We start from the raw sequence: 24,208 nt of genomic DNA on the forward strand, positions 1-24,208 counted from the left end.
GCGGTGCCACCTCAGTTGACAGAAAATCCACAATCTTTCTGCCATCTCTATCTCCTCTAACAAGGAGCCGCACAATAAGGAGTGCTCACCTGAAAACTATTGCTTATTTCCAATTCTAAACAATCAGCCCAATTTCACTCCCATCAGCTGCTTGTTCACAACCGCCACAAGCTCTCTGAAAACCTCTGAGAGGTACTTTTCTGATTTGTTTATGATTATACACTTTCTAAAAAACAAATGCAAGCCCTATTATAAGCTTTTTTTGCCAAATTTCCAAAAAATCAGAATTTTTCTATGTGAAAAGTTTTCAAGCACCAATACTTTGATAGGTGAAATTGTCTTTCCCTTCAAAATATGCTATAGTAAAACTACTTTATCTTAAACTGCTAAGGAGATTTTTATTATGTCCAAAACCAGAGCTGAATTAAAAACGGAGGCGAAACAGCGTCTTCAAGGCAATTGGGGCTATGCTGTCGGCCTATACGCCCTGCCAACTCTCACTGTCTCAGCCATTGTCTGGGGTTGTGCACTGATAGTTGCCGTGCTTGCCGGATCACTAGCGGTAGCTATCAGTGAAGAAGCTGCCATCTGGGCAGCAGCACCCTTGTTGATACTTATCGGCCTTGCCTTCTTTGTCTGTACACTGACTGTGGAGGTTGGCATTACTTTGGGATTTCTGGACTTTTTCAGAGGAAAAAAACCAACCTATACCCAAGCCAGTACTTATCTTTTAAGAGAAGAGCGCTTTGGAAAATTTTTCTGGACCGATCTGGTCATGGTGGCTTTTATCTATTTATGGTCATTTCTCTTTATTATTCCGGGAATCATTAAAAGCTGCAGCTATGCAATGACCAATTACATTATCAAAGATAAACTAGAAAAAGGCGAAGCATTGACTCTCACTCAGGCTATCACTGAAAGTCGGCAGTTGATGAACGGGCACAAATGGGAATACTTTGTCCTTCAGTTAAGTTTCATTGGCTGGGCCATCTTAGCCAATTTAACACTCGGTATTGGTTATCTGTGGTTAATTCCTTATATAGAGACAACAGCTGCTGCTTATTACCAAAATTTAAAAGAAACTTCCGCTTCAGCACCGCTCGCCAATAATACAAGCCAAACTGCTGCTGTATCGGCTTAGCCTTTCAAAAACAGTATATATTCACCACAAGGAAGTCCGGCGGCTTCCTTGTTTTTGTTTGCAAAGATAACCTTTTTAAAAAGCCTGCAGTCTTTAAAAATGGTATAATGTAAGCGACAGCAACAGTCCCTTAAGAAAGGAGTTTACCAATGAAAATCATCAATGCCGTATTTTTTATTAAAGCTGACAAAAGAGAAGCATTTTTAGCCGATATCACTCCTTTGATTAACTCCTCGCGCGCAGAAGCCGGGAATCACGGTTACCAGCTTTATGAAGCTTTGGATTTGCCCAATCAATTTGTCATGGTTGAAGAATGGGAAAACCAAGCTGCCATTGACCAGCACAACACCAATCCGCACTTTCTTCAGTTAATGGACCATTTAAAAGATTACAGCACAGCCGACCCTGTGATTAAGGTGGCAGATTAGTAAAAAGATGTAAAAAGAGAAGAACAAAATCACTTGTCCTTCTCTTTTTAATTTCTGACGGTCAGTCCATCATACCTGCCTGCAGCTGGTACATTTTATAGTAGGTGCCTTCTTTGGCCAGCAGCTCATCATGAGTTCCGAATTCGATAATTCTGCCCTTATCAAGAACATAAATACAGTTGGCATCCTGGATGGTTGACAGCCGATGGGCAATGGCAATCGTGGTACGCCCTTGGCGCATTTTGGCTAAGGAATTTTGAACAATCTGCTCCGTTTCTGAGTCAATATTAGCAGTCGCCTCATCAAGAATCAAAATTTTCGGAGCACTGGCAACCGTTCTGGCAAAAGCCAGAAGCTGGCGCTGTCCGGTTGAAAAGCTGGAACCGCGCTCACTGACAGGCTCATCATATTTCTGGGGCAGTTTTTGGATAAACTGATCGGCATCAACAAACTGGGCCGCGGCTTTAACGTCTTCATCGCTCAAATCCTGATACATCTTGATATTGGATTTTACAGTCCCGTGATAAAGGAATGGTTCCTGCAGCACCAATCCGACATTTTTTCGCAGTTCCTCTTGACTGTATTTTCTGATATTAGTTCCGTCAATTGTGACTTGGCCCTTTTGAAATTCGTAAAAACGCATGAACACATTGATGATTGATGATTTTCCTGAACCGGTTGAGCCGACAAAGGCAATCGTCTGGCCTTGACCGACCTTAAATGAAATGCGGTCTAAAATTTGATTTTCCCCGTCGTAAGAAAAAGAAACATCTTTAAATTCAATATTTCCGGCAGTTATTTCAGCCTCACTTTCTTCCTGACTGGGCTCATAGCCTTGTTCATCAATCAGATCAAAAACACGGCCTGCCGAAATCATAGAGGTTTGTAAAGTCGAAAAATTTTGTGTGACTTCGATTAAGGGATCAAACAGACGGTTAATATACTGAATGAAGGCATACATTATCCCGGCTGAAATACCAATCGTCTGCCAGTTAAAGCCGAAGTAAGCCATCAGCAGAGCATAGGCCAGCAGTTTTAAGAGCGACATAGCCGGGCGCAGAAACAGACTGTCCAGCGCCATTGAACGATTGGCATAATTAAAATGCTCTTCATTGATGTCTTCAAATTCCGCTTTTAAGCGCTCTTCCTGACCGAAAGCCTGAATAATACTGATACCTTCAATACTTTCAGACAGATTGGTATTGATATCGCTCAAAAGGCTGCGGGTCTTAGCAATGACGCTGACCGATTTTTTGCGATAGAGATTGACCAAAATAAAAATAAAGGGAAGAAAGAGTATGACGAGAAAAGTCAGACGGTAATTGAGCATCAGCATGGTATAGAGGGTTACGCTGAAAATAAAGATGGCAGAAATAAAACTGGACAGAATCCCTGAAAACATTTCACTGATGCTTTCTGTATCATTGGTCAGCCGTGAGACAATGGACCCTGCCGGTGTCTTGTCAAAATAAGACATCCCCAATCTTTCCATATTGGCAAAAGCATCTTTACGAATATCGCGCACAACACTGAAAGAAACACGGGCAAAGAGCAGATTTCCCAAATACTGTAAAATAGTCTGCAAGACATAAAGAAGATAATAGCCCAGCAGCAAGAAAGCGGCCGCCTGATTAAAGTCAGTCAGAAAATGATCAATAAAATAAGAGGCAACCAAAGGAACGATACTTTTAACCACTGTTGTTGAAAGAAGAAAGAACAGCGCGAAAAAGGTCAGCCACTTATAAGGTTTCAAATAAGACATCAAGCGCAGAAAAACACGGCCTTGGTGTTCGTTATTCTTCATCACTGTCTCCTTTCATTTCCAATTGCTGAGCCTCATAGGTTCTTGCATACCAGCCGCCTGACTGGATGAGGTCATCATGGCGTCCGCGTTCAATAATGTGGCCGTCCTGCATCACCAAGATAAGATCAGCATGCACGACTGCACTCAGCCGGTGGGCTGTTATGAGAGTTGTTTTATCCCGGCGGGTCTCTTTGAGGTTATCAATAATCGCATGCTCAGTCTTAGCATCAACCGCTGACAAGGAATCATCCAAAATAAGGATATCCGGATTTAAAATCATGGCCCGGCTCATAGCAATACGCTGCTTTTGACCGCCTGATAAGGAGACCCCTTTTTCACCGATAAGGGTGTCAAAGCCCTGGGGCATAGCTGCAATATCATCGTAAACCTGAGACAGCTTGGTAGCTTCTTCAACCGATGCCATACTCAGCTGAGGATTGCCAAAGCGGATATTCTCTAAAATGGACATGGCAAAGAGAACCTGATCCTGCGGTACATAACCGATAAGACTGCGCAAATCTGCCAAACGGTAGTTTCGAATATCGTGACCGTTGAGATAGATAGCGCCTTGGTTAACATCATATTCACGCAAAAGGAGCTTAAGAAGGCTGGTTTTGCCTGAACCTGTCTGCCCGACAATTCCCAAAGTCTGTCCTTTTTCCAAGGTGAAATGGATGTTGCTGAGCGTCTCTTCATTATCATAGGTGAAGTGCTCAATGGCATATTCCAAGCGGCCATTTTGAATCTCAGGCAGAGGATTTTCAGGATCTTTAATATCAGATGTCTGCGATAAAAGGCTCATGATCCGCTCATAAGAAACAGCTCCGCGCTGCACAATATTAAAGAGAAAACCTATCGCCATCAAAGGCCAGACCAACATATCCAAATAAGTCACAAAAGTCACCAGACTGCCGACCGTTACCTGATTATTTTTCACAAAAAAGGCACCGACCAAAAGCGTTAGCGTATAAGAAGCCCCTACAAACAAGAGTACCAAAGGATCAAGCATGCTATCATATTTCATGGTCGTCATGTTTTTAGCAAAGGTCATCTCGTTTGTTTCCTGAAAAGCAGCTAATTCATCTGCCTGATAGCCGAATGACTTGGTTACCTTGATGCCTGAGACACTTTCTTGAACCTTATTATTAAGCTCTGAGAAGGCTGCCTGAGAATGTTTGAAGCTCTCATGCGTCCTGCGTCCCAGACGGCTGGTCGCAAAAGCCATCAAAGGCAGAGGAATTACCGCAATCAGCGTCATCTGCCAGGAAATGCTGAAAAACATGGTCATCAAGGTTACCAGAGCTGTAATCGAAGCATCAACAGCCGACATAACACCGCCCCCTGCCAGACGCGTCAGAGAGTTAATATCATTGGTCGCATGCGCCATCAAATCACCTGTCCGGTATTTTTGATAAAAAGAAGGAGACATTTTCGTAAAATGTTCAAAAAGACGGGAACGCATGATCTGTCCCAAACGATAAGAAGTTCCTAAAATATAAATGCGCCAGACATAGCGCAGCCCATACATGGCAAAGGCGGACAGCAGCAGGTAAAAAAGATCCCACAAAAGCGTTTCTCTTGTCAGACTTTTACGGGTAATATGGTCAATCACATGCCCCATGACCTTAGGCGGAATCAGATTGAGAACACTGACCAAGCTGAGGGCCAGTATCCCAATCAAATAGCGGCGCTTTTCCAGTTTAAAAAACCACCATAAATTTTTAATAACAGACATCTTTGCCCTTTCTTTTAATCATCATAAGAAAAATCCCCCAGAATGAGGGAAAATCACATTACTATTATAAACCTTGGAGCCGACTCTAAGTCAAGCAATCTGATTGTGATTTACTGTTGCAATTTTCTTTGCAACCCTTGATAAGTGTAAAAAGCAAGAACACTGCCCAGGGTATTTGTCCATAAGTCGTCAATTTCAAAAACGCGGTTGACATTGAAAAACCAATCCAAAAGAAGCTGACTTATTTCAATAAAGAGGCTGACACTAAAACTGAGCATCGCAGTCCTTTTTAAACTGCGGACATTTTTGTTCAGCAAAAGTAAACATAAAATAAGGGGATACAGCAACAAAATATTGCTGATGTTTTGCCCTATGCCCCAAAAGAGCTGCCATAAGCTCTTTATCTTTCCCAGACTGACGAGCGAATTAAAGGGAGTCAAAAGAACAACAAGACGCCCGAAGTGCTGAACCCCCGGTGTTTTAACCTGACTAAAAGGCTGCGGCAGAAAGCACATAGCACAGACAGCCAGTACATAGAGGCAGAGCAAACATCTGACTGCACTTTTGCCCCAAGGTGTCAGCTCGCCGTTTTTCTCCCAAAATCGTGACACTACTGAGCAGCCTCAGCGATAGCTTTTTGGCGGTCGCGCTTCATTGTATTGGAACGCAGCTGACCGCAGGCTGCATCAATATCCGTTCCATGCTCCTGCCGGACAACACAGTTAACGCCGTTTTTCTTAAGCACGTCATAAAAGGCATCTACGCTCTCCTTAGGACTGCGGCTGTATTGATCGTGCTCGGTCACGGGGTTGTAAGGAATGAGATTGATATAAGACAGCTTGCGGATTTTCTTGGTTAAATCGGCCAGCTCTTGTGCGTTTTCAGGAGTATCATTGACGCCGTTAAGCATGATATACTCAAAAGTCACGCGGCGGTTGGTCGTTTCAATATAGTATTCAATAGCCGCAAACAGTTTTTCTAATGGGAAAGAACGGTTGATCCGCATGATGCTGGAGCGCAGCTCATTGTTGGGTGCATGGAGCGACACTGCCAGATTAACCTGAACGCCTTCATTGGCAAATTCTCTGATTTTATGAGCCAAACCTGATGTTGATACCGTGATATGGCGGGCACCGATTGCAAGGCCCTTGTCATCGTTGATGGTTCGTAAGAATTTAATAACATTATCGTAATTGTCAAAAGGTTCGCCGATTCCCATGACCACAACGTGGCTGACACGCTCGCCCTGACCGCGTTCGTCAAAATATTTCTGAACCAGCATAATTTGAGCAGTGATTTCTCCGTTATTGAGATCCCGCTGTTTTTTGATCAAGCCGCTGGCGCAGAAGGTACAGCCGATATTGCAGCCAACCTGTGTCGTAACACAGACCGAAAGCCCGTAATGCTGGCGCATAAGTACCGTTTCAATCAGCATACCGTCAGGCAGTTCAAAAAGATATTTGACTGTTCCGTCGGCAGATTCCTGAACAATGCGCTGTTTAAGCGGATTCAGGCAAAAATTTTCCTTTAAAACAGCTACAAAATCTTTGGAAATATTCGTCATTTCTTCAAAAGACTGAACACGCTTGCGGTAGAGCCAATCCCAAATTTGCGCAGCTCGGAATTTCTTCTCGCCGTGTTCTACTGCCCAGTCAATCAATTCATCACGAGTCAGCCCGTAAATAGATGGTTTCATAATTATTATCAAGAACCTGACAACATTCAGTCAGTTGTTAAAAATTGCTGACTGTCTTACTATTAAAAGTTTTTGCGGCAGCCAAGTACCTGTCCGGTTCTTTGTCCTTTCTACTTTTCCTTTTTTCTGATGACAAAATTTTTCTTTGCCTCATGAATTTCCCGCAAGGCATCACGCTCTTGTGTTTTTTCTTGGCGAAGCCTGTCGGGATTCGTCCTAGTATTTTTGTTAAAGCGTTTTTTCCGGCGATTATCGCGGCGCCTGCGCCTTTGAGTATTATCTTCTTCAGCTTTGATTTCCCTAGGGTTTGGATTTTCCAAAACAAAATAGGCACAGCCAAAATTGCAGTATTCCTTGAGATAATCGTCCAGACGGCCGATGTAAGGTTGTCTGTTTTTAGCTTTGGACTCTTCCTTGTAGAAGCCTTTGAGCCGCAGCTGTTCATTGCCCCAATCGCCGACAATATAATCATATTTCAGCAGGATTTCTGAAAAACGCTGGCTGAAAACGGTCGCATTAAAAGCATTCTTGACATTTTCTAAAATCAATAAGTCTATCTCATCACTCTTAACATGATTGTCAAAAGTTATAAACTGAGGCCCGGGAAATTTGTTGTAATTATACATGTCCGGGGAGATGTCTTTTCTCATAAGTCTCCTCTCAGATATTTTTCTACTGTCTGTCTCAGCAAATCAGGAAACAGCAGCCGGCCCTTACGTGAAGTAATGCTGCTAAAGTAAGGGGCAAAATAATACTGATCCACTAAAACTAGGCGCAATTTATCTTTTTTACTGGTAACCTTATTATTATACACTATTTTTCCATTTTTGTAAGTAAATCCATTCGTCATAACCTCACCAAACTGACAGCCGCGAAAGCCCATACCGCGAATCTGCTGATTAGCCAGCAGGTCAGCCTGGGAAAAAATATCCCGACAGATTTCTAAAAGTTCTGCCCTGCTTATTTCAAAGGTCACTAGACGCATCTGATGCGGAAGGGAGAGATGAAGGCCGGCTTTGGTCACTGTCTGCTCAAAAGGTTCAACAACTAAGCCGGTATTAATGATGGCCACATCTGCAGCTGCTGAGCTAATCATAGCTTCCATGACTATTTCTGTGCATTCTTTTTGAGTCGGTTTTCGCGAAAGCTTGCAAACCAGCTGTTCTGCCAGTCGGCCTTCTCCTTCTTGAAAGAGGGTATGGGCAAAATCCGCATCGCTTTTTTGAGCCTCCAGATCGCTGAGCGGCAAAGCTTCAATGTGGATATCCGTTAAACCATGATGGTCAAAATCAAGGTCTATCTGACCGACATGATCCCCGTAGCGCCCTGCTGCTGCCAGATAGGTCCCCTCAACAGTCTCTCCTTCTTCAAACACATGATGGGTATGAGCACCGATAATCAAATCAATTTCAGGTATTTCACGCGCTATTTGCTCATCCAAACGAATGCCCAGATGGCTCAGTAAAATCCGAAAGTCTGCTGCCTGCACCTCCGGCACTTTTAAATCCCGCTTGAGACAGGACACAGCATCATGAACCTGCCAGCCGTTTGGCTGATAGGTTTTGTAATAAGGGAAAGTGTAAGCCAAAAAAGCGATTTTCGTTTTCGCCTTGGTTTCATAAATCACATAAGGATGAGCCCAGCTTGGACGCCCGTGCCTGTCAGTAAGATTGCCCAAGATGACTCGAAAATCAGCCTTGTCATAGAGATGATTCATCTCAGACTTAGCTAAGCCGATGCCTTCATTATTGCCGATCGTGGCAAGGTCTATTTTTAAATCATTCATCAAGGCTACATTAGCTTTTCCGCCTGTCGCATCTGTCAAAGGATGGCTCTTGTCAACATTGTCGCCGAGGTCGCATCTCAGCACTTCCTTATCTGTCTGTGACTGCTCATCAAAAAAACGCTTGATCTTGGGATAAGCCTCGAAATGCGAATGTAAATCATTGATATGCAGAATTCGAATACTTTCTTTCATGTTTCTATTTTAACACTTTCACAGCAGATATAAAAAGATAAGCCATGCCGGACGAGTCCGCCCCTGCCTTACAGGGGTACACTAAAAGGTCTGCTCACACATAAAGCAGACCTTAAATCAATCTAATCTGGACTCTTTGCACTTAGGTTAAAAATTCAGAAGGTACACCTTATCCCGCCTTTAATCATGTTTTCTCAGATAGTCGATAGCATCTTCCACGCTTTTAACGGGAACAATTTTCATTTTGGTGTCCAATTTTTTGGCAGCCTGTTTAGCTTCCTGATAGTTGGTAAGAGCCTTAGGATTTTCTTTTAAGACAGCCTTATCCAGAGGATTGTCGGGTACAAAGAAAATATCGGCATCAATTTTATCTGCCGCTGCAACTTTCAGACCGGCTCCACCAATATCTCCGACCTTGCCGTCTTCCTCAATAGTCCCTGTTCCTGCGATAATACGGCCCTTGCGAAGATCCTCATCCACCAGCTGATCGTAAATATCCAAAGTAAACATCAAGCCGGCACTTGGCCCGCCTACGCCGTCGGTACTGAATTCAATCTTATCATCAGAAGACACTTTGGTATGGTCAACCAAGCCGATACCGATACCGTTTTTGCCGTTTGATAATTTGACAATCTTGCCTTTAGCCGTTTTCTTCTTGTTTTCAGAGGTGTACTGGACACTGACCTTGCTGCCTAATTTTTGACCGGAGACGTATTTGATCAGTTCTTTGGAGCTAGAGAAAGTACGGCCGTTAACACCGGTGACCGTGTCCGCAATGTTTAAAATGCCCTTAAAGGTCGAATTTTTACTGACATTCAGGACATAGACCCCCATGTAATCAAGGCTGGCTTTTTTATCAGCTAAATTGAGGGCTTCATAAATAGCACCATTTTGCGAGGTTTCCATGTAAAACTGGTTAATACGCATGTAGTCTGCATCACTGACACCGCCGGTCGTTTCCTGAGCACTGGTAATTTCAGTAAAGGGTGTCAGCCAGGCATAAACAACTTGAAAGACCGTTGCCCTGCTCACCCCGACGGCTACAAAATTGTAGGAACCTTTTTCTTTGTCTTCTTGATCATTAACCGTCAAAACCGTACGGATATCATAAGCCCCGCCCGGCATCTCCATGTAGTAGGGCAGAGGGATAAAAAAACAGCCTAAAAGTAAAAGAACACCTAAACAGCTAATTAGCCACCATTTATATTTTTTGATTGTTTTCAAACATTTTCTCCACTTCTTTAGCAACACTTACCGGCACATATTTTTTAATATCTGACTTAAAATAAATCAGCTCACGCACATGTGTTGAGTTAATATACTTCATGTCTAATTTGGTCAGCAGGTAAACCGTCTCTAATTCCGGTGCCAATTCCCGATTAAAAAAGTCTAAACGGGCTTCGTGTTCCAAATCCTCAGAGCCGCGCAGACCCCGAACCAGATGAGTTGCTTGCAGATCTCTGGCCACATCAACAGCCAGAGAATCACGCGCCCTTATCACACTGACATTTCCCAAACCAGCCACAGCCTCTTCCAGCATTTTCTGACGGCTGTCTATATCAAACAGCCCTGTCTTATCTTTATTGTAAAAAATACCGACATAAAGCTTGTCAAAAAGTTTTCCGGCACGTTCAATAATATCCACATGCCCATTTGTCACAGGATCAAACGATCCCGCAAAAAGTCCAATTTTATCTGACATAAACCGTCACCTTTGATATCCCATAAATTTTTTGTTTCCAAATGCCCAGCTCTGCAATTTCCTCAGGCAAATGAACAGCCTTGTCCGTTTCACAGACCACTATGACGTCGTCTGACAGGAGCTTACGCCGGCAAAGCTCTTCAACAGTCTTGACAATTTCTTCCTGGGCGTAGGGAGGATCCAAGAAAACCAGATCGAATTCCCCACTCAGGCGCTCCAAAGCACGCGCAGCTTCCATTTTCAAAAGCTGAAACCGGCTCTCTTCCTTGGTCATTTTTATATTGGCCTGAACAATAGCCTGAGCCTTGCGGTTTCTCTCCACCAAGACAGCACTGTCCATCCCCCGTGAAACAGCTTCAATCGCAAGACCGCCGCTGCCGGCAAAAAGATCCAAAACACGGCCGCCGCTAAAGTAGGGGCCAATCATATTAAAAACAGCTCCCCTCACCTTATCTGAGGTCGGACGTGTTGTCTTTCCTTCCAAAGTCTTTAATGGCCGCCCGCCATAACTGCCAGAAACAATTCTCATAGAAAGTATTATAGCAAAATTTAATATAATTTTCTCAAATAGAGACTAGTTCTCTTTGTATTTCTAACATTCTTTCATCAACAAATTAAAAAAGAAATTATTTTGAATATTTACATAACGATTACGAAATATGTTATAATGATTACGTTACATCATATAAAGAGAGGTTCCATTAAGTATGAAAAAGAATAGGTCACTATTATTAATTATTACATTTATTATCATTTGGGGATTTCAAAATCTTCCATTACTTAGTACCAATATCAATTTTTCTAATACCTCAATAGTATCGGCAACTATGGTACCAACTAACGAAATCACTAAAGCCGAGAGAGCCGTTAAAAAGCTAGAAGACAATCAAACTAGAAAAAATCTAGCCAAAGCTCAAAAGAAAGTTGATGCTGTCACCGATACAAATAAAAAAGCAACTCTGCAAAATCGCATTAATTTAGTAGAACAAGCAATTATCATTAAAGAAGCTCAAGCAGCTGTTAAATATTTAGAAGATAATCAATCTAGCAATAATGTTGCCAATGCTAAAAATAAAACGGCTTTAGTTACAGACGAGGGAACTAAGGCAAATCTAGAATATCGTATCGCCCTTGTCGAAAATGCTATTTCTGTCAAAGCAGCAGTAACTTCTGAAAGCACAGTTGTTGCTCAAGAGGATCGTATTGTATACGTTACTGGAGGAGGAAAATCTGATGTTTATTGGTATAGCACGGATAGGATGCCATGGAATACTAATATGAATAACATTATTCAGATGAAAGAATCAGAAGCTCTTGCTGCTGGGAAACGACACTCTTTAACAGAATAAATAGAATTTGATAGCACAACAAACACCACAAGGTCGGAACAAATTTGTTCCGACCTTGTGGTGTCTTATGATGTTGGCAGCTGTGCAAATACTTTAACAACAAAAAGTTTTCTGAAATCTGTTTTGTCACTTCCAATTATTTTGTCAATTTTTAAAAATCCAGTCATTTCTGATAGTTCTGGAACTGACCTTGAATTCTTTTTGCAGACTATCTGTGCGAACAGGCAATGCCGATACTAAAATACGGTTTAAAATACTGACAGAACATTCTTTCATCAATTTCTTACTCCTTTCTTACTTATTAGTATAAAGTGAAAAACAGCTAATTGGTAGTAGATATTTTTGCCATTTCTTACGGAAAAAAACTAAGCTTTTAACTAAATTGTCAGTCTGAGATAGTGCTGCTAGGCTTTGGCGGTAAGACGAAAAAGCCCGGCCTCTAAACATAAGAGGCCGGACTGTTATTAATGATATGACAGGTAAACAATCCTTTGAAAGCAGCCGTCAGGATTTACCGGCTTTTAAACTTGGCTTTATCTCACTTATCAAACTGGCAGTCATCCGTCTGGGTCCGCGGATATTGGTAACGCCGTGCTCTTTCAGCCGCTCAATGGGAAAGTCGCTGTCATCATATTTTTTAAGTAACTCCAATTTCATGGACTTTCTGTCTGAATGGGGCTGTTTAATACCCGCTTCGAGCACCCGGCAGGCATAGCGAAGCGCGCGTGTCGGCGCTGTAATGTAAACAAAAAGGTAATCTCCTGTCTGGATACTGGCTTTTTGCGGCCAAATATTGATTTTATGCGCCGCAAATTCAGCATCAATATCATAATACTTGAGATTTGCCGGAATAATCCAAAAATCAGGGCCGTCCGGATTTCCCAGACTTTTCCCGCTGACCAAAGCTCTGCTCTTATCCACCAGAGAAAACAGCAGATCATCGGTCACAGTGCCGTCCAAAACAACCGAAATCCAAGATTTCTTATTCATGTGATAGGAAGGATAAATTCCCGGAAGATCAAGAAGACCTGCCAGATCATAAGGCTCGACCTTGAGATTGATAATCTCTACTTCCTGCTTGAGCTTCTCTTGTTCCCACACTTCTTTTCCCAGATCCAGCTTGCCGCGCTCAATCACCATGATGAGTCCGTACCATTTACGGTTAAGAGGATAACGGTAAGAAGAAAAGGAGGGATATTTTTTAAAGGGGTGGTCATATTGATCCCCGTAAACCTGCTCCAGCCTTTGAGCTAAGCGGTTGGTCTGCTCCTCTATAAATGGCAGAGCTTCAAAGCAAGTATCTGCTAGTTTTCCTAAAATCTCAGCATAAGCTTCTCTGATCTGACCGACAAAGCTGCCTGTTTGGCGCTCTACCCGCAGAGCCAGGTAATCATCTCCAGTATCCCTATCAAGCACACGGCCGGATACCAAGCCTTCAGCAGAAATCCTTATCAGCGCCTCAAAGTCACCGTTCATGAAGCTTTCTTTGTAGAGATAACCGTCTCCTTCTTTTGAAAAGCCATAGGGAAGAAGCTTGTCAAACAGCACACGTTTCTTCTTAAAAAAATCTGATTCAAGAGACATCCTATTTTCCTTTCCAAGATGCACATACAAAACAAATTAATTCAGTACATAGTCCATAATCGCCTTAGAAGCGCCGTTATCGTTATTAGAGGCTGTTTCTTGGTCGGCCTCGTCTTTGACAGCCTGCGGTGCGTTGCCCATAGCCACTCCCAAACCGGCTAATTTTAACATCGGCAGATCATTGAAATTATCACCGATTGTCATAGCAGCTGTCAGAGGCACATGATAGTAAGCGGCAATTTCCGTGAGAGCATTTTCTTTGGAGACTGATTTTGAGATGACCTCTAAGTAGTTAGCCTTAGACAGGTAAAAGGAGGCATCCGCAAATGACAGGGTTTTGAGATGAGCAAGCAGTTCTTTAATGTCATCAGCCTCAGCAATCAAAAGAAGTTTATGAACGGGTCTTTTGCTGTCTGCCAAAAGCTTATCCAGTTCACCGACAAGCGGCGTTTCTTTGGTAATATCAGCCTCAATCTCCACCCATTTATTTCTCTTGTCAACAATCCAATCACCGCCCGAATACACATTAAGAGCAATATGAGAAAACTCCCTGCGCACCACATCAACAACCCTTTTAACATCTGTTTTATCGAGACTGTGTTCCATTAAAGTTTGAAAGTGTTCTTGACTTCCCTCAACAATAAGTGCACCGTTATAGCAGGCAAGAGGACTGTCATTTAGATGAAGCTCCCGGGCAAGGGGAAACATGCCGTGAGGCGATCTGGCAGAAGCCAGCACAAAGGGAATGTTCTTTGCCTTTAAAGCAGCCACAGCCTCACTCAGTTCAGAGTCAAGCTGGTGCTTGTCATCTAAAATAGTCCCGTCAATATCACTTAAAATCAATCGAATCGCTTCTGCCATAGTAACCTCCTAAAAAATAAGTTTCAAATCTTGCGACAGCAGTTTTTGGATAGCTTTTGTCGGTTTTTTATCCGTGATAAAATAATCAAAGTCGTTAATATCAGCCAGCACATAACTGGCTTCCTTTTCAAATTTATCTTCCTCGGCCAGCAGTATCTTGGTCTTGGCATTTTTCAAAACCAATTTCTTCAGGTAGGTATCGGCCGCATCTTCAAAAGACACTTGCCCTTTCTTGAGACCTGCAGCTGCAATGATAGCTGCATCAAAATGAATGTCCTTGAGCAGCTCTGCTTCATTTAAAGCATAATAAAAGCGGTTCTTAGGCTGAAACTGGCCGCCCAGAAGGTGAAAATCAACCGTTTCATGCTGAGCCAGAACAATGGCATTATCCAAAGAATGCGAATAGATGGTCACGTCCTTATCAATCAGCTGCGCTAAGCGCAGCACCGACGTTGACACATCAAAAAAGTAGAGCTGCCCCGGTGCTATCAGCTGATAAGCCTTTTGAGCTATGGCATCTTTGCTTTCAGTCAGACGGTGCAGACGCTCTTCAAAAGACAGAACGTTCTGCGATTTCTGCAGAGGCAAAATCCCGCCATGCGTCCGAATAACCTGCTTATCAGCCGCTAGAAAAGCAAAATCCCGCCGCACCGTATCGCGAGAAACATTCAGCAGCGCACGCGCATCTTTGGAAGACAGCTCCCCTCTTTCTTCAACCAACCTCAGGATTTCCTGCAGTCGTTTTTCCCGGTACATAACACCCCTCCTTTGCTTAAATCTATTATAACACATTTTAAGCAAAGATAAGTCTTTTTAAGTTTTTATAAGTTTTTGTTTTTAAAACATAATATGGCAACCTCAAAAACCTGTGACAAAGAGAACATGAAAAGCACCCCAAACCTTAGATTTTTAGCCTAACGCTTGGAGTGCAGCTCAAAAGTCTCAGATATTTAATTTTAAGGGGCGTATAATCCGACTGGAATAGCCTTAGACAGCTGCTATTGACGATAATAATAGTCCTCTGCAGGATAGTTGCCGTCACTTTGCGTTATCAAAATACGAGGTTTGCTTGCATCTGATTGATCCCCTTGAGGATTTTTAAAACCAATCTTAAACAAAGCCAAGGCCGCACCCGTATTATTGCCTGCTCTTAAGCTGGCATAAGGAATACCGTTTCTGTTAGCAGAATCTTTAATTCCCTGTAAGGTCATCTTGCCGTTTACTGTACCGTCAGAAGTAATTTCTAAAGTATCACCTCTGCCGTTTTTCCAAGTGCCAACCAAAGATTGAAAGTTGCCGTTATTAATCTCATCAATATTTAAATCCTTTTGACTGACATCAGTGGAAGCAGTCTCATCAGACGTTTCCGCTTCAGTAACTGCTTCGGACGAACTGCTTGAAGTGGACTGTTTTTCTGTCTTTTTTTCAGTCTGCTCAGATTTTGCTTGACTGGAAGCTTGCTGCGACGTCTCTGTCTTATTATTGCGGCAAGCCGACAAAAGCAAAATGGACAAGAAAGCCAAAAAAATGGTTACTAATTTCTTTTTCATAACAAGCTCCTCTCCTTTATAAAAATAGCATACCCTCCTACTTTCCTTTGAGTGACCTCCTTCCTAAAAATCAGAAATCGAGATAATAGAAGAAATCAATCTCTTCAATCACTTATTTTTATTTCAGACGACTTTAACTACCTCTATTATACTACAGTCTTAGCAAAATTAGTCAGAATTGCTTGTTGATTTTTGACTTGCAATGATGGGAATTCTTTAAAGTATCGTCACCTAAATGTTGACAAAAGCGTCTTACCGTAGCTCTTGATAATTATCAATCAAATAGCAGGAAAGCTGATAAGCCACACTTCCCAAATCACTGGAATGGTATAAATTCTGCAAATTATACAGTAAACTTAAACGTCTGTTTTTCATTATTTTCTCCTTGACCTTGGATGAATCCTAATTATACCAAAAAACAAGCCCAACCATATATATGGCTGGACTTGTCTAGGAGATTATGAAAAAGAAAAGTTTTGGGATTCCTATTGCTAGGATGGGTATAGTATATCTATCCTAGCTTAAAGCAAGCTGAAAGAATTCTTGAAGAAAACTTAACTTTAGGTCCTTCTCTTTAAATTATAAACATCTGAGTGCATAGTCACATCAGCTTCTTGATATCATAGAGATTTTCCTATTTTTCTGCCAAAACCTGCGCAATAAATTCAGACTTGCTGATGTTGTGAGAATTTGTCCACAAAGTCAGTTTTTCATTTAACTCATCGGACAAACGAACTGAAGTTGGAACAGCCATGAAATCACTCTCTTTAGAATTTTTATTTTGTAGTTGTGTTTGACTACGTTTGAGATAGGAAACAAGTTGGGTGAGGTGCTTAATTTATGATTTAGTGTATGAATCCATCATTTATACCGATATTTTTTCTTACTTTTGATTCAAGTTGTTTATCTTGATAAAATATCATTCAAGCTAGAAACTATATGCCCCTTCTGCAGAATTGAAATATTATCTATTCCAGACACTTTTTCATCAATTGACTCTACATATTCTTCAACAGTTTTATTCAATGAATTTAGTTGCGATTCTAAATGACATTTAAAACCATCCATAAACTCCCTATCTTGATATAAATCATAATAAAAATTATCAATAATTTTAACAATATAAAATTCTAATATCCCATCTCCACCAGACCAATAATAGCGGCTATTAGAAGTCTTCGTATCAAAAAATGTTCTACTAGTGTAATTAGGCTTCCTAGTATAATGATAATAGTTCCATCTTAAAATCCATTCCAAACGAAGTAAACTGGTTACAGATATATTATCTATGACATCTGATAAATTTACTTTACCACTATGCAAAAGATATTCAACTGAAACTTGTACGTTATTTTGTTTACCATAGGAACGGGGTTTTTCAAAAATTGAATCTAATTTATCAGTAAGGATTAAATACTCTCGACAAAAATAACCAATTCTTTCTTCTTTAGGAAAGTTTCTTTCAATATTAAATCTACTATTCGAATGTGAATATTCTTTTCCTGCTAACAAGCATTGAGCGTAAAAAATTTTAAAATCTGACATTAAATGCTGTTCACCAAATTGATCAAACCAAGAAAAATCTTCAATTATGTCACTACGTTTATTCCATAGCTTGTGTAAGAAGTCTTCAGTAATACGATGCTTAATATTAGTTGTTAATATTATATTCTTAGCTTGATTAAATAAATAATCGTGGTACTGCTTATCATAATTCATTATTTTTTTTATTTCCGTATCATAAAACTCAAGATTATCATCCCATTGAATGCGGTCTGTATAGAATAGTTGATATAGCATAAAAGCTAATCGGTATTCTTCATTCAGGCTTAAGATACAACTTTTCTGACTTTTAGTAAATATTTTTCTGGAATGTTCTAATGATTTAAATAGTATACCCGAATACTTATCAAATGCCTTTTGTGAGTTCGCCCAATCAATGCCATCACAGGATAGACTATCTAAATTTTTTTGATCCTGATCCCAGAATATTCTCCATTTAGATTCTTCAAAATATTTTTTTATATACTTCTTATAGCTAATATACTTTTTACGACTTTTGATATTTTGTCTATTTTTTCCCTCCATAAGCTTATTACAGTCATCCCCATATATTTTGGATACTCTAGCATTTCTATTCTTTTTAATAATTACCTTATTAAAGATATTGTCAGTAATCAATTTTTGAGTTGAAACTACTAAATCATCATATATCTTTTGTACATCTAACTTAGGATGTTTTAAGATTGTTATCCATAAAAAATTTTCCACTGTATTATCAGAATACTTCCAATAATGTTGATTTCTAGTACCAAGTCCTTGATATATCGTGCTTTCCTTTATATAATAGTTGTCCCAAAGTTCTTCCTTATTAGATTTTTCAAGTAATAAATTAAATATTTTAATTTCAAAATTTAACAAGATATACCATGATTCAAATGGCATATCAAAATCTAAATTATCTGGTTTTTTTGTAAAAAATTTATACTTATCATCTTTCGGTAAAAATAGATTCCATTTTTTTCTGACAAAAGAACTATAAAATTGATGAAATTCTCCAAGGTTGTTTATTACTAACTTGTTATTATTGTCTATTTTATCATATACATCCTTCTGCATTCCCGAAAATACTAATTCTATATATTCTTGTTTCTCTGTTTCCGATAAGTTATTTGTATCATAACTCAGCCATTTATATAAAAAATTAGGTTCTAAATCATCATAAAGTAATTGTTGCTTCATGTAATAATGATTCCGAAAGAGCTTCATTTTAAAAAATAATCGTTTGATGGAACTAGCTTGCCAATCTATCTCATTAAATTTTGCACTACGCAGTTCTTTTTTGAATTGTACCCAAAATTTTTGAATATACTCCTTTTTGATTCTTTCTCGTATAATACTTCGCAAGTTATAGTCTGAGCCAGAATTTATTGTTGACATGATACTAATCAAAAACAAACTCATCTTCAGAAGAAATATAAAAGCAATTAATAATAAAAATATTGAACTCTGCCATAGATAAACTAAATATAAATTTACTGCATTAATTGACAGAGATAATTTTATAACAATCGGAACCATTATCGTAACAAATAATGAAAATATAAAACCATTACTTTGGCTAAAACGATACCAGAAAAAATCTTTCAACAAATAACTTGTTTTATTTTTACCGAGATATTTCCTATGTTCATTATTCTCCGTGGTATATTGTAAAAAACCTATATAAATACCATACATCCCTAATATTCCAACGATAAAAGAAAAAATGTCAAGGAAAGATAGTGAGACGAGATTTATAGACTTAATCTTAAGCGGTTTTTGAATTAAAACAGATGAAAAATAGTAACAAATTATGAATATTTTAATTATATGCCGTAAATTATTCTGCCAATGTGACTCATAAATATCATAAATTTTATTAGATACTCTATTGTAGTTCAATAGAAATTTTTCAAATTTTGATCTAGGTAGATTTCCAATCCCTCGATCAAAGATATTATTCACATTCTTTATTACAATACTTTTCCTTTTTCGAAAATAGTTTTTTATGCAATAAGGAATAAAATATAATAGAGAAGAACATGATAATGAAATGAGCAATAATAAAATTACTTTTAACAACATAAATAAAATTTCCTCCATTTGAACAAATAACTTTTGTATTATTATACCAAAAAACACAGCCTTTCGACTGTGTTGTATTGTTTATTTAGCAAGCTTCTCCATCTCTTTAATCCGCTCTACTGTCGCATCGTATTTGGCTTGGTAGTCGGTTTGTTTGTCGCGTTCTTTTTGAACGATTTCTGGTTTGGCATGGGTGACAAATTTTTCGTTGCCGAGTTTTTTGGCAACCATGTCCAGTTCTTGAGCCCACTTTTTCAGCTCTTTGTTGAGGCGAGCCAGTTCTTCTTCGACATTGAGCAGGTCAGCAAGCGGCAGGAAGATTTCGGCACCTGTGATGACGGCTGACATGGCAAGGTCTGGCGTATCGATATCACTTGAGATTTCAAGTTTTTCAGGGTTGGTAAAACGCTTGATGTAGTTGACATTGCTATTAAAGAAGCTTTCCAAGTCGCTGTCGCTGGTTTTGACAAGGATAGTGATTGGTTTGCTTGGCGCTACGTTGACTTCAGCTCTGCTATTTCGCACTGAACGGATCAGGTCTTTGAGACTCTCCACGCCTTTGTGCGCAGCCTTATTTTCAAAAGCAGGATTAACCGTTGGATAGGCTGCTGTGACGATTGAGCCCTCAGCATATTGTCCAAAAATTTCCTCCGTCACAAACGGCATGATTGGATGCAGCAGACGCAGAATCTTGTCTAAGGTATAAAGAAGAACAGAGCGGGTAATCACCTTCTCATCTTCATTGTCGCTGTAAAGGACTTCCTTGGTCAACTCCACGTACCAGTCGGCGAATTCATCCCAGATGAAGTTGTAGAGAAGATGACCAGCCACACCAAACTCAAACTTGTCAAAGTTTTCAGTAACCTTGCTAATCGTTTCATTGAGATTGTGGAGAATCCACTTGTCCGTGACATTACCTGCTGTACCAGCAGCAACCTTATCGACATTGGCTGTCGCTTGGTCGAGAGTCAGGCCTTCATTGTTCATAAGGATGTAGCGGGAGATGTTCCAAATCTTGTTAATGAAATTCCAGGCAGCATCCATTTTTTCGTAAGAGAAACGCACGTCTTGACCCGGCGCAGAGCCGTTTGAAAGGAACCAGCGCAGGGCATCGGCACCGTATTTATCGACGACATCCATGGGGTCGATACCGTTTCCGAGGGATTTGGACATCTTACGTCCCTGCTCATCGCGAATAAGACCGTGGATTAAGACATTCTTAAAGGGCTGACGGCCTGTGAATTCCAAGGATTGGAAAATCATGCGGGACACCCAGAAGAAGATGATGTCGTACCCTGTTACCAAAGTTGACGTTGGAAAGTAGCGCTTGAAGTCTTCGCTATCTGTATCAGGCCAGCCCATGGTTGAAAATGGCCAAAGGGCAGAGCTGAACCAAGTATCAAGGACATCTTCATCTTGTGTCCAGCCATCGCCTTCCGGTGCTTCTTCTCCGACATACATTTCACCATCGGCATTATACCAAGCAGGGATTTGGTGGCCCCACCAAAGCTGACGGGAAATCACCCAGTCGTGGACGTTTTCCATCCATTGGAGGAAAGTATCATTGAAACGTGGCGGGTAAAAGTCCACGCAGTCATCAGTCTCTTGGTTGGCAATGGCATTCTTGGCCAATTGGTCCATCTTGACAAACCATTGGGTTGACAGGCGCGGTTCAACCATGACACCGGTACGTTCTGAGTGACCGACCGAGTGGGTCATCTTTTCAACTTTGACAAGGGCGCCGATTTCTTTTAACTTGGCAACCGTTGCCTTGCGGGCTTGGAAACGATCCATGCCGGCAAATTCACCAGCCAATTCATTCATGGTTCCATCGTCGTTCATGACATCGACTTGCGGCAGATTGTGGCGCTGACCGACCAAGAAGTCGTTAGGATCATGAGCCGGTGTGATTTTAACGACACCGGTTCCAAACTCTGGATCCGCGTGTTCATCAGCCACGATTGGGATTGGCTTATTAACGATTGGCAGAATAACATTTTTACCAATCAGATCTTTATAACGGGAATCTTCTGGATTGACTGCGACAGCTGTATCACCAAACATAGTTTCCGGACGGGTGGTTGCGACTTCAAGGGCGCGTGAGCCATCTTCCAGCATGTAGTTCATGTGGTAGAAAGCACCCTCCACGTCCTTGTGGATGACTTCGATGTCAGACAAAGCTGTCCGAGCCTTAGGATCCCAGTTGATGATGAATTCACCGCGGTAGATCCAGCCCTTCTTGTAGAGGTCAACAAAGACCTTACGAACAGCCTTAGAAAGCCCCTCGTCAAGGGTGAATCGCTCGCGTGAGTAATCGACAGAAATTCCCATCTTGCCCCACTGTTCCTTGATGGTTGCGGCATACTCGTCCTTCCATTCCCAGACCTTGTCCAAGAATTTTTCACGGCCGAGGTCGTAGCGGGAAATGCCATCTTCTGCCAAGCGCGCTTCGACCTTGGCCTGTGTAGCGATACCTGCGTGGTCCATCCCTGGCAGCCAAAGGGTATCAAAGCCCTGCATGCGCTTCTGACGGATAATAATATCCTGCAAAGTCGTGTCCCAAGCATGACCCAGGTGCAGTTTTCCCGTCACATTTGGCGGCGGAATCACGATTGAGTAAGGGTGTGCTTTCTTGTCGCCTGACGGCTTGAACACATCCTCGTCAAGCCATTTTTGATAACGCCCAGCTTCAACCTCAGCTGGATTGTATTTTGGTGAAAGTTGTTTTGACATTAATTTTGCTCCTTTTCGACATCTTTTATTAATTTTGGAGGATAGACTGTGAAATTTTTATTAATTCCATTAATAAATTGATTATCATAGCCAAATCTAAATTCTTGTTCGTAGACCCTATTTATTAAATCCTGAAATTGAATTTTGAAATTTATAAAATATAATTTTTGTTTATTAGTAAGATTATCTGATATTTTAAGAGAAATAGAATCACCTGGCATAGTGAAATATTCACTAAAATATTCATACACATTATGAGTCGGTATATCATTTGTTACAAAATCTGCATCGAAATAAATTTGACTATTATATTTTCCCTCTCTCATTGGAACTAAACCAATATTGGTGGCAGACTCTCTACCCACATTAATTAAAAATAGCTCGACTACCATATTTTCAGAATTTAAATTTGATTTAGCATAGTCAATATGGAAATATGGCAATAATTCAGATCGCCTATTAATTTGTTCTTGTAAATCGTCTGAACGCTTCTCTTGAATACGCTGTTTCTCTTTATATATTTCAAACTCTCTCTGATAGTCTTGAAATTCAAAATTTTTATTATCTCGCTTAATTTGTCTGTATAAAGCAATAATACTTATAATAAGCGCTATTATTGAAACTAAAGAATTCAGTTTAATAACCTCCTTATATTATATTCTATTATTCAACTTTATTTTTTAAAATAGAATTTGCAATATGTTTTAGGAACCGGTCAAGTATTTAAAGTTCGTCATTATCTGATTTGTCACTTAATCCAGAAAAATAGTTAGCTACTGCAACGGCTGCTAGCAACATTACTCCCAAAATTCCTCTTCCAATTTTTCTTTGTTTGTCATCCTTTTTACTCTGGCAGTCATGACACATTTCTCTGCTATCACTTATTTCTCTACCACATTTGTTGCAAATATTAGTTTCCATTATCAATTTCCTCCTTGTTTTGAGAGATTATAAGTTGTTTAGGAATAAAATGTACTCCTAAGAAATCATCATTGTTAGCAATAAACTTTGTTAATGACTGCGTTGTTTCAAGTATCTCATTTGAAAAATACTTAAATGGATTTTTTGAGTTCTTAGTAAATTCGTCTAATAGAAGAGCGTTATTCCCTGAAAAATCATCTAAAATAATATTTTCAAAATCAAGTAGACAATAATTTAACGCTTCATATTCCTGTAATTCAGTTAAACTACCAATTTGAAAACTAAAAGCATCTTTTAAATACTGTAAGTTCATTAAAGTTGTTTCTGCTAATTCACGATCTTCTTTAGTGTTACTTCTGGAAACAACTTTTTGAAGCTGATTTTTATTTTTTTCATCTTTATATCGTTTTTCAATTTTGTACTTAGAATCATAAATCTGTTGTAACAATAAATTTTTAGCATTAGTTGCTTGAGAATAAGCTTCCCTGAACAATTGTTTTCTTGTTTCCGAATTTTGTATAAGAAGAGCTGTCTCATATTTTTCTTTGGCAGACAATACTTCAGCATATCTATTTAAGTCAAAATTCCTATTAACTTGATTTATTTTAGTTTCTAATAAATCCAATTTTGCTGATAGTTCTTCTAGTTTCTGAGTAAGACCAGCGGTAGCTATACTTGCTCCAAGTTCTACAGGTACTGATTTTATTGGTACTTGAGCAAACATTTTACCTGTATTAGAATCTACTAATGTTGCCAAAGGTTCCCCAGTTTTATTTTTTCTCATAAATCGAAGCGCACCTGTAGCAATCTTTTCCGAAAACTGAGTCATGTCTAATTCATATCGCGATTTTTTCTGCAATTCTTCAAAAAACTGAGGTGCATTATTTAGTTGTGCCCTAATTTTTTTCGCCAATAAGTTTTCTTTTTGGTGATTATATAATTCGACATTAAATGCACGTTTTCTCATTGGTGAAGGTGAGTTGCCTTGTTGTGACATTATTTCATTTTGTTCTGTTGCCATCAGTTTCCTTTCACTACTTAGCATAATTCTTCCAAACTGTTCGATTTTTCCGAACAGTTCAACCTGTGCAAATTTCAC

General features: G+C 40.0%; 22 protein-coding genes and 1 pseudogene. 3 read left to right on the forward strand and 20 right to left on the reverse strand.

Features of this window, described 5'->3' with window-relative positions; translation table 11 throughout:
• Positions 1 to 403 precede the first annotated feature (403 nt).
• Both AC4HAN_RS05275 and AC4HAN_RS05280 read left to right on the forward strand, forming a co-directional pair.
• Entirely contained in the window at positions 404 to 1,141 is a 738-nt protein-coding gene (locus tag AC4HAN_RS05275; protein ID WP_491091545.1) for a DUF975 family protein, read from the forward strand.
• 149 nt (positions 1,142 to 1,290) lie between these two features.
• The gene (locus tag AC4HAN_RS05280; RefSeq protein ID WP_491091546.1) at positions 1,291 to 1,569 is read left to right on the forward strand and encodes a putative quinol monooxygenase; all 279 of its coding nucleotides are present in this window, start codon (positions 1,291 to 1,293) and stop codon (positions 1,567 to 1,569) included.
• Between the two features lie 61 nt (positions 1,570 to 1,630).
• Here the strand turns inward: AC4HAN_RS05280 and AC4HAN_RS05285 are convergent, their stop codons facing one another.
• The 9 genes from AC4HAN_RS05285 to rsmD form a co-directional block, all read right to left on the reverse strand.
• On the reverse strand, positions 1,631 to 3,373 hold the full coding sequence (locus tag AC4HAN_RS05285) for an ABC transporter ATP-binding protein (RefSeq protein WP_491091547.1): 1,743 nt from the start codon (positions 3,371 to 3,373) through the stop codon (positions 1,631 to 1,633).
• Positions 3,363 to 5,108, reverse strand: a complete 1,746-nt coding sequence (locus tag AC4HAN_RS05290) for an ABC transporter ATP-binding protein (protein WP_491091548.1) — start codon at positions 5,106 to 5,108, stop codon at positions 3,363 to 3,365. The genes AC4HAN_RS05285 and AC4HAN_RS05290 overlap by 11 nt, the downstream gene beginning before the upstream one ends.
• 110 nt (positions 5,109 to 5,218) lie before the next feature.
• Positions 5,219 to 5,719: a VanZ family protein gene (locus tag AC4HAN_RS05295; protein ID WP_491091549.1), complete on the reverse strand. Its 501-nt coding sequence runs from the start codon at positions 5,717 to 5,719 to the stop codon at positions 5,219 to 5,221.
• On the reverse strand, positions 5,719 to 6,804 hold the full coding sequence (rlmN, locus tag AC4HAN_RS05300) for a dual-specificity RNA methyltransferase RlmN (protein ID WP_491091550.1): 1,086 nt from the start codon (positions 6,802 to 6,804) through the stop codon (positions 5,719 to 5,721). The genes AC4HAN_RS05295 and rlmN overlap by 1 nt, the downstream gene beginning before the upstream one ends.
• A 110-nt stretch (positions 6,805 to 6,914) precedes the next feature.
• A complete protein-coding gene (locus tag AC4HAN_RS05305) occupies positions 6,915 to 7,454 on the reverse strand; it encodes a YutD family protein (protein WP_491091551.1) in 540 nt (179 codons plus the stop codon).
• The gene (locus tag AC4HAN_RS05310; RefSeq protein ID WP_491091552.1) at positions 7,451 to 8,782 is read right to left on the reverse strand and encodes a bifunctional metallophosphatase/5'-nucleotidase; all 1,332 of its coding nucleotides are present in this window, start codon (positions 8,780 to 8,782) and stop codon (positions 7,451 to 7,453) included. Before AC4HAN_RS05310 ends, AC4HAN_RS05305 begins: the two co-directional genes overlap by 4 nt.
• Positions 8,783 to 8,962: 180 nt before the next feature.
• Complete coding sequence (locus AC4HAN_RS05315; protein WP_491091553.1) at positions 8,963 to 10,006, reverse strand: SepM family pheromone-processing serine protease; 1,044 nt, start codon at positions 10,004 to 10,006, stop codon at positions 8,963 to 8,965.
• Positions 9,984 to 10,484, reverse strand: coding sequence for a pantetheine-phosphate adenylyltransferase (gene coaD, locus AC4HAN_RS05320; protein ID WP_491091554.1), 501 nt, complete (start codon positions 10,482 to 10,484; stop codon positions 9,984 to 9,986). Before coaD ends, AC4HAN_RS05315 begins: the two co-directional genes overlap by 23 nt.
• Entirely contained in the window at positions 10,474 to 11,013 is a 540-nt protein-coding gene (rsmD, locus tag AC4HAN_RS05325) for a 16S rRNA (guanine(966)-N(2))-methyltransferase RsmD (RefSeq protein WP_491091555.1), read from the reverse strand. The genes coaD and rsmD overlap by 11 nt, the downstream gene beginning before the upstream one ends.
• A gap of 178 nt (positions 11,014 to 11,191) precedes the next feature.
• On the opposite strand from rsmD, the gene AC4HAN_RS05330 reads away from it, so the two are divergent.
• The gene (locus tag AC4HAN_RS05330; RefSeq protein WP_491091556.1) at positions 11,192 to 11,833 is read left to right on the forward strand and encodes a hypothetical protein; all 642 of its coding nucleotides are present in this window, start codon (positions 11,192 to 11,194) and stop codon (positions 11,831 to 11,833) included.
• A gap of 162 nt (positions 11,834 to 11,995) precedes the next feature.
• Here the strand turns inward: AC4HAN_RS05330 and AC4HAN_RS05335 are convergent.
• The 11 genes and pseudogenes from AC4HAN_RS05335 to AC4HAN_RS05385 all read right to left on the reverse strand — a co-directional run.
• Positions 11,996 to 12,109 (reverse strand): annotated as a pseudogene (locus AC4HAN_RS05335) (HTH domain-containing protein); the annotation flags it as partial.
• Between the two features lie 228 nt (positions 12,110 to 12,337).
• Positions 12,338 to 13,417, reverse strand: coding sequence for an MmcQ/YjbR family DNA-binding protein (locus tag AC4HAN_RS05340; protein ID WP_491091557.1), 1,080 nt, complete (start codon positions 13,415 to 13,417; stop codon positions 12,338 to 12,340).
• A 36-nt stretch (positions 13,418 to 13,453) separates the two neighbouring features.
• Complete coding sequence (locus AC4HAN_RS05345; protein WP_491091558.1) at positions 13,454 to 14,278, reverse strand: Cof-type HAD-IIB family hydrolase; 825 nt, start codon at positions 14,276 to 14,278, stop codon at positions 13,454 to 13,456.
• Positions 14,279 to 14,287: 9 nt separating this feature from the next.
• Positions 14,288 to 15,034 (reverse strand): DeoR/GlpR family DNA-binding transcription regulator, encoded by a 747-nt coding sequence (locus AC4HAN_RS05350; RefSeq protein WP_027975793.1) that lies wholly within the window; start codon positions 15,032 to 15,034, stop codon positions 14,288 to 14,290.
• Between the two features lie 242 nt (positions 15,035 to 15,276).
• A complete protein-coding gene (locus tag AC4HAN_RS05355) occupies positions 15,277 to 15,828 on the reverse strand; it encodes a DUF6287 domain-containing protein (RefSeq protein WP_491091559.1) in 552 nt (183 codons plus the stop codon).
• Positions 15,829 to 16,080: 252 nt separating this feature from the next.
• Positions 16,081 to 16,203 (reverse strand): hypothetical protein, encoded by a 123-nt coding sequence (locus AC4HAN_RS05360; protein WP_491091560.1) that lies wholly within the window; start codon positions 16,201 to 16,203, stop codon positions 16,081 to 16,083.
• A 528-nt stretch (positions 16,204 to 16,731) separates the two neighbouring features.
• Positions 16,732 to 19,068 (reverse strand): hypothetical protein, encoded by a 2,337-nt coding sequence (locus AC4HAN_RS05365; RefSeq protein ID WP_491091561.1) that lies wholly within the window; start codon positions 19,066 to 19,068, stop codon positions 16,732 to 16,734.
• A 468-nt stretch (positions 19,069 to 19,536) separates the two neighbouring features.
• Positions 19,537 to 22,188: a valine--tRNA ligase gene (locus tag AC4HAN_RS05370; RefSeq protein WP_491091562.1), complete on the reverse strand. Its 2,652-nt coding sequence runs from the start codon at positions 22,186 to 22,188 to the stop codon at positions 19,537 to 19,539.
• On the reverse strand, positions 22,188 to 22,580 hold the full coding sequence (locus tag AC4HAN_RS05375; protein ID WP_491091563.1) for a hypothetical protein: 393 nt from the start codon (positions 22,578 to 22,580) through the stop codon (positions 22,188 to 22,190). The genes AC4HAN_RS05370 and AC4HAN_RS05375 overlap by 1 nt, the downstream gene beginning before the upstream one ends.
• A gap of 331 nt (positions 22,581 to 22,911) precedes the next feature.
• Positions 22,912 to 23,109, reverse strand: coding sequence for a hypothetical protein (locus AC4HAN_RS05380; protein WP_491091564.1), 198 nt, complete (start codon positions 23,107 to 23,109; stop codon positions 22,912 to 22,914).
• Positions 23,099 to 24,208: a hypothetical protein gene (locus tag AC4HAN_RS05385; RefSeq protein ID WP_491091565.1), complete on the reverse strand. Its 1,110-nt coding sequence runs from the start codon at positions 24,206 to 24,208 to the stop codon at positions 23,099 to 23,101. The genes AC4HAN_RS05380 and AC4HAN_RS05385 overlap by 11 nt, the downstream gene beginning before the upstream one ends.

The sequence above is a fragment of the Streptococcus sp. ELY_86 genome (assembly GCF_058314495.1).